The organism is Micromonospora sp. NPDC049799 (assembly GCF_040656655.1).
Lineage (GTDB): Bacteria > Actinomycetota > Actinomycetes > Mycobacteriales > Micromonosporaceae > Micromonospora.
The window spans coordinates 1-6,707 of record NZ_JBFAMU010000268.1 but is presented as its reverse complement, the minus strand read 5'-3'; the positions used below and the strand labels follow the sequence as shown (position 1 = coordinate 6,707).

Annotated in this window: 6 protein-coding genes and 1 pseudogene; 5 read left to right on the top strand and 2 right to left on the bottom strand. The window is 72.1% G+C overall.

The window, feature by feature from the left end; genetic code table 11:
- Positions 1-76 precede the first annotated feature (76 nt).
- A pseudogene (locus AB0I76_RS19320) lies at positions 77-538 on the top strand (RNB domain-containing ribonuclease); the annotation flags it as partial.
- A gap of 67 nt (positions 539-605) precedes the next feature.
- On the top strand, positions 606-1,304 hold the full coding sequence (gene npdG, locus AB0I76_RS19315; protein WP_357037049.1) for an NADPH-dependent F420 reductase: 699 nt from the start codon (positions 606-608) through the stop codon (positions 1,302-1,304).
- A 245-nt stretch (positions 1,305-1,549) separates the two neighbouring features.
- Here npdG and panB read toward each other — a convergent pair whose 3' ends face one another.
- Together panB and AB0I76_RS19305 are read right to left on the bottom strand one after the other, a co-directional pair.
- The gene (panB, locus tag AB0I76_RS19310; protein ID WP_357037046.1) at positions 1,550-2,395 is read right to left on the bottom strand and encodes a 3-methyl-2-oxobutanoate hydroxymethyltransferase; all 846 of its coding nucleotides are present in this window, start codon (positions 2,393-2,395) and stop codon (positions 1,550-1,552) included.
- Between the two features lie 146 nt (positions 2,396-2,541).
- The gene (locus AB0I76_RS19305; RefSeq protein WP_357037043.1) at positions 2,542-4,302 is read right to left on the bottom strand and encodes an NAD+ synthase; all 1,761 of its coding nucleotides are present in this window, start codon (positions 4,300-4,302) and stop codon (positions 2,542-2,544) included.
- Positions 4,303-4,532: 230 nt separating this feature from the next.
- Between AB0I76_RS19305 and AB0I76_RS19300 the strand changes: the two genes are divergently transcribed.
- The 3 genes from AB0I76_RS19300 to AB0I76_RS19290 all read left to right on the top strand — a co-directional run.
- On the top strand, positions 4,533-5,882 hold the full coding sequence (locus AB0I76_RS19300; protein WP_357037040.1) for a glutamine synthetase family protein: 1,350 nt from the start codon (positions 4,533-4,535) through the stop codon (positions 5,880-5,882).
- Positions 5,883-5,973: 91 nt separating this feature from the next.
- The gene (locus tag AB0I76_RS19295; RefSeq protein ID WP_357037037.1) at positions 5,974-6,399 is read left to right on the top strand and encodes a DUF350 domain-containing protein; all 426 of its coding nucleotides are present in this window, start codon (positions 5,974-5,976) and stop codon (positions 6,397-6,399) included.
- A gap of 35 nt (positions 6,400-6,434) precedes the next feature.
- A partial coding sequence (locus AB0I76_RS19290; RefSeq protein WP_357037034.1) for an HTH domain-containing protein occupies positions 6,435-6,707 on the top strand: 273 nt, incomplete at its 3' end.

Genomic DNA, 6,707 nt, shown 5'->3' with positions numbered 1-6,707 from the left:
CGTCTGCGCAACCTCGCACAAGCCCGTCAGCTGCCGAGCAAGATGGTCGAAGAGAGACGAACCGGTCATCATGACGCTGCCCGAGCAGTCCGCGCACGGCGGGGTCGCGGCCGCGTACGCCCATGTCACGGCGCCGTTGCGGCGCCTGGCCGACCGGTACGCGACCGAGGTCTGCCTGGCCCTGCACGACGGCCGGGAGATACCCGACTGGGCCCGGGCGGCGCTGCCGAAACTGCCGGAGGTGATGGCCGCGACCGACCGGACCGCGTCGACGGCCACCCGCGGCGCCATCGAACTCGCCGAGGCGGTCCTGCTGGAGCACCGGGTCGGTGAGGTCTTCGACGCGGCCGTCGTGGACGTCGACGCGCCGCCCGGCCCCCGGTCCCGGCCGGGCCGCCGCCCCGGTGGCACCGTCGCCCTGGACGACCCGCCGGTACGCGCCCGCTGCCTGGGCGACCTGCCACTGGGGGAGCGGATCCGGGTCCGCCTGGTCACCGCCGACCCGTCCGCCCGGTCGGTCGCCTTCGAACGAGCCTGACCTCGGGCGGGGTTTGTCACAGCGCCCGATACTGCTGCCGGCGCGGCGGTTTTGCGAGGATGGGCGTATGGCATACGACGCGAGCACACTGCCCGACGTTTCCGGGCTCACCGTCGGCATCATCGGTGGCACCGGTGACCAGGGGCGAGGGCTCGCCTACCGGTTCGCCCGGGCCGGCCAGACGGTGCTGATCGGATCCCGGTCCGCCGAGCGTGCCGCGCAGTCGGCGCAGGAGATCACGGCCCTTCCCGGGGTGCCCGCCGGAGTCGTGGTGACCGGGGCGGACAACGACGAGGTGGCCCGCCGCAGCGACGTCGTCGTCATCGCCGTCCCGTGGGACGGGCACGCCGCGACCGTCGCCGCGCTCGCCGAGCCGCTGGCCGGCAAGATCGTGGTCGACTGCGTGAACCCGCTCGGCTTCGACAAGCAGGGCCCGTACGCGCTGCGCGTCGAGGAGGGCAGCGCCGTGCAGCAGGCCGCCGCGCTGCTGCCCGACTCCCGGGTCTGCGCCGCGTTCAACCACGTCAGCGCCCCGCTGCTGGCCGACCCGGAGATCGACCGGATCGAGCTGGACGTGCTGATCTGCACCGAGGACCGGGACCTGGTCGACGTGGTCGGCGCGCTGGCCGCCCGCATCCCCGGCATGCGCGGCATCTACGCCGGCCGGCTGCGCAACGCCCACCAGATCGAGGCGTTCACGGCCAACCTGATCGCCATCAACAAGCGCTACAAGGCGCACGCCGGCATCCGCGTCACGGACCTCTGAGCCGGCGCTCGCCGGGCCACCAAGCCCGCCCGCACCGCGATCTTGCACTTTGGGCCGGCGTCATACCCCTTTCATCGCTTATGCCGCGACACAAAGTGCAAGATCGCGGGTCCGGGCCCGGCGACGGGCTGGGGTTAGAAGGTGACGGCGAGGAGATTGGCACGACGGCCGCCCTGGCTGGTGGTGGCGTTAAGAGGGGCCCCCTCCTCTACACGAGGCGTTAAGAGGGGGCCCTTCCTTTCACCTCAGAAGGTGTGTTCCGCTGCGGGGAACTCGCCGTCGCGGACCTCGTCGGAGAAGCGGCGGGTCGCCTCGGTCAGCGCGCCGGCCAGGTCGGCGTAGCGCTTCACGAAACGCGGTGCCTTCCCGGTCCGCAGACCGGCCATGTCCTGCCAGACCAGCACCTGCGCGTCGGTGTCCGGTCCGGCGCCGATGCCGACGGTCGGGATCGACAGCTCGTGCGTGATCCGCTTGGCGACCTCGCCGGGCACCATCTCCAGCACCACCGCGAAGGCACCGGCCTCGGCCACCGCCCGCGCGTCGGCGACCACCTCCTCCGCGGTGTCGCCACGCCCCTGCACCCGGTACCCGCCCAGGGTGTGCTCGCTCTGCGGGGTGAAACCGATGTGCGCCATCACCGGGATGCCGGCGCCGACGATCGCGGCGATCTGCTCGGCGCAGCGCCGGCCGCCCTCCAGCTTCACCGCGTGGCAGCCGCCCTCCTTCATGAACCGCACCGCGGTCCGCAGCGCCTGCGTCGGGCCCTCCTCGTAGGAGCCGAACGGCAGGTCGCCGACGATCAGCGCCTGCTTCGTCGCCCGGACCACCGCGCGGACCAGGGGCAGCAGCTCCTCGGCGGTCACCGGCAGGGTCGTCTCGTAGCCGAAGACGTTGTTCGCGGCCGAGTCGCCGACCAGCAGCGCCGGGATGCCGGCCTGGTCGAAGATCGCCGCCGTGTACTGGTCGTACGAGGTGAGCATCGACCACTTCTCGCCGCGCTCCTTGGCGGCGATCAGGTCACGGGTGCGTACCCGTCGGGTGGCCGGACCGCCGTAGAGGGCGGTCACCTCGGACGGGGTGGACTCCACCATGGTTCTCTCCTTCCTCGAGGCCGCGTACGCGGTCCCCGGGTTCCGTCGCGATCGTCGCACCACCCGACGGCGCGACGGCAGGGCGGAGTGGAGGATTTCACTCCCGACGCGACCCGACGGTGTCGAGGCCGCGCCGTGCCACCGGCTCAGCCGTCCTCGCGCCACCGGTTGGTGATGGGGAGCCGCCGGTCCCGACCGAAGGCCTTCATGGAGATCTTCGTGCCCGGGGCGGACTGGCGGCGCTTGTACTCGGCGGTATCCACCATCCGCAGCACCCGGTCGACCACGGCCGGGTCGTGGCCGGACTCGACCAGGCCGTCGCGGCCCAGGTCGCCGTCGACGTAGCCGATCAGGATCGGGTCCAGCACGTCGTAGTCGGGCAGGGTGTCGCTGTCGAGCTGTCCGGGGCTCAGCTCGGCCGACGGGGGCTTGCCGATCGAGTTCTCCGGGATCGGCGGCGTCTCGCCGCGCCGGGTGGCGTCGGCGTTGCGCCACTTCGCCAGCCGCCACATCAGCGTCTTCCAGACGTCCTTGACGGGGTTGAAACCGCCGACCGAGTCGCCGTAGAGCGTCGAGTAGCCGACCGCCAGCTCGCTCTTGTTGCCGGTGGTCAGCACCAGGTGGCCCTCCTGGTTCGACAGGGCCATGAGGATGACACCGCGGACCCGGGCCTGGAGGTTCTCCACCGTCACGCCGGACAGCGACATGTTGGCCAGGAACGTGTCCACCATGGGCTGGATCGGCTCGACCCGGTAGTCCAGACCGGTGCGCTTGGCCAGGTCGGCGGCGTCGGACCGAGAGTGCTCGGAGGAGTGCTGGCTGGGCAGCGACACCCCGACCACCCGCTGCGGGCCGAGCGCGTCGACGGCGAGGGCGGCCACGACCGCCGAGTCGATGCCGCCGGACAGGCCGAGCACCACCGACGGGAAGTGGTTCTTGTCGACGTAGTCCCGCAGCCCGAGCACCAGCGCGTGCCACACCTCGGCCTCGTCGGCGACCGGTTCCATGACACCGCCGGTGGCGGCCGGACCGTCCGGGGTGGGCAGGTCGCCCCGCACCGCCGCGCGTACCACCCGCAGCCCGTCGGCCAGCTCGGCGTCGTCGCCCGGGGCGGACGCGGCGGCTGGCAGGTCCACGTCATGCACCAACAGGTGCTCGACGAACTGCGGGGCCCGGGCGAGCAGCTCGCCGTCCGCGCCCACGATCATCGAGTCGCCCTCGAAGACCAGCTCGTCCTGGCCGCCGATCATGTTGACGTACGCGATGGTGGCCCCGGCCTCGGCGGCCCGGCGACGGACCAGCGGCAGCCGGATGTCGTCCTTGTTCAGCTCGTACGGCGAGCCGTTGATGTTGAGCACGAGGCCGACGCCGGCCTGCCGGGCGGCGGCGAACGGGCCGCCGGACTGCCACAGGTCCTCGCAGATCGTCAGCGCCACGTCCACGCCACCGATCCGGACCACGGTGAGCATGTCACCGGGCACGAAGTACCGGTCCTCGTCGAAGACCCCGTAGTTGGGCAGGTGGTGCTTGAAGTAGGTGGCGACCACCCCGCCGTCGTGCAGCAGCGCCGCCGCGTTGCGGGCCCCGCGGCCCGGCTCGGCGTCACCGCTGACCTGCGGCGGACCGTCGGCGTCCAGATAGCCCACCAGCACCGGCACCCCGCCCAGGCCGTCGGCGGCCAGGTCGGCGGCGAGCCGCGCGACGGCGGCCTTCGACGCGGCCACGAAGGACCGGCGGAAGACCAGGTCCTCGACCGGGTAGCCGGTCAGCATCATCTCCGGGAACGCGACGAGCTGGGCGCCGGTGTCGGCGGCGCGGCGGGTCCAGGCCCGCACCAGCTCGGCGTTGCCGGTCAGGTCTCCGACCGTCGGGTTCACCTGGCACAGGGCGAGACGCAGGGTGGGCATGCCCTCATCTTGCCCCAGCGTCCGGGCGTGGACACGGAGGCCCGGGCGAGACGGCCGCCACCCCGCCCGGGCGCCGCCGGGTCGCCCGCGCCGGGAGGACCCGCACCCCGGGACAGGACGGGACGCGCGCGGGGCGGTCGCGTAACGTCGGCGTAACCGGGCCGGTGGAAACTGGTCGGTCAGGCCGGTAGAACCGGACCAAGGCGGACAAGGTGTCGCGAGGAGTGGAAGTGGACCGTCAGCAGGAGTTCGTCCTCCGTACGCTGGAAGAGCGGGACATCCGGTTCGTCCGGCTCTGGTTCACGGACGTGCTGGGCACGCTCAAGAGCGTGTCGGTGGCCCCGGCGGAGCTGGAGGCCGCCTTCGAGGAGGGCATCGGCTTCGACGGCTCGGCGATCGAGGGCTTCGCCCGGGTCTTCGAGTCGGACATGGTGGCCATGCCCGATCCGACCACCTTCCAGGTGTTCCCGTTCGAGGGCGGGGTCAGCGGCGAGAGCGCCCGGATGTTCTGCGACGTCCTGCTCCCCGACGGCGGGCCGTCCTGGGCCGACCCGCGGCACGTGCTGCGCCGGGCGCTGTCGAAGGCCGCCGAGAAGGGCTTCACCTTCTACACCCACCCGGAGATCGAGTTCTTCCTGCTGGAGAACGGCCCGATGGACGGCTCGGTGCCGATCCCGGTGGACACCGGCGGCTATTTCGAGCACACCACGCACGCCGTCGCCCGGGACTTCCGCCGCCAGGCCGTCCTGGCGCTGGAGCGGATCGGCATCTCGGTCGAGTTCAGCCACCACGAGGTCGCCCCGGGCCAGCAGGAGATCGACCTGCGGTACGCCGACGCGCTGACCACCGCCGACAACATCATGACCTTCCGGCACGTGATCAAGGAGGTCGCGCTCTCCACGGGCGTGCAGGCCACCTTCATGCCGAAGCCCTTCACCGACCAGCCGGGCAGCGGCATGCACACCCACCTGTCGCTGTTCGAGGGCGAGCGCAACGCGTTCCACGACGCCGGTGACCCGATGAAGCTGTCGAAGGTGGCCCGTGCGTTCATCGCCGGTCTGCTGGTGCACGCCCGGGAGTACACCGCCGTCACCAACCAGTGGGTCAACTCCTACAAGCGCCTGTTCCCGCAGCACCTGCCGGACCGGGTCACCGAGAGCCCCGCGTACGTCTGCTGGGGTCACCTGAACCGGTCGGCGCTGGTGCGGGTGCCCGCGTACGGCAAGCCGAACTCGGCCCGGGTGGAGGTCCGCTCGCCCGACTCGGCGGCCAACCCGTACCTGGCCTTCGCGGTGCTGCTCGGCGCCGGCCTGAAGGGCATCGAGGAGGGGTACGAGCTGCCCCCGGGCGCCGAGGACGACGTGTGGTCGCTGACCAGCGCCGAGCGGCGGGCAATGGGGTACGAGCCGCTGCCGGAGAACCTGGCCGAGGCGATCGACGTGATGGCCGGTTCGGAGCTGGTCGCCGAGGTGCTCGGCGAGCACGTCTTCGACTTCTTCCTGCGCAACAAGCGGGCCGAGTGGGAGCAGTACCGCCGCGAGGTCACCCCGTACGAGCGGCAGCGCTACCTCTCGCTCTGATCGGGGGATCGCCGCGCCGCCGTCGGACCGCTATCGTCTCGATCACCCGCGCCGGCACCCCCGTCGGGCGGTGGAGCCCGGGAGGCGATCGGTGCTGGAGGACCTGTTCAGCGGAGCATGGCAGAGCGTCGTGTTCGGCGTCGTTGGGGTGGGCCTGATGGCGGCGGGGTTCCTGCTGGTCGACCTGCTCACGCCGGGAAGGCTGCGGGAGCTGATCTGGGTGCGGCGCAACGGCAACGCCGCGCTGCTGCTGGCCGCCAACCAGCTCGGCATCGCCGGGATCGTGTTCACCGCGATCCTGACCAGCTACAGCGACTTCGGCAAGGGTCTCGCGTCCACAGTGATCTTCGGGCTGGTCGGCCTGTTCATCATGGCGCTGGCCTTCTTCGTGCTGGACCTGCTGACCCCCGGCAAGCTCGGCGAGATCATCTGCTCGGACGAGCCGCACCCGGCGGCCCGGGTCAGCGCCGCCACCCACTTCGGGGCGGCCCTGATCGTCTGCGCCTGCATCGCCTGAGCGCCGTCGTCGTACCCGCGGGTTAGCGTCCGGGGGTGAACCGCACGGACCGTCTCTACGCCCTGGTGGAGGAGCTGCGCGCCGTGTCGCCCCGGCCGCGCAGCGCCCGCTGGCTGGCCGGGCGCTTCGAGGTGAGTGCTCGCACCATCGAGCGGGACATCGCCGCGTTGCAGGGCTCCGGCGTGCCGATCTGGGCCGAGCCGGGGCGCACCGGCGGCTACGTGGTGGATCGCGCCCGCACCCTGCCGCCGGTCACCCTGACCGCCGCGGAGGCGGTGGCGATGGCCGTCGCCCTGCACCGGCTGCGC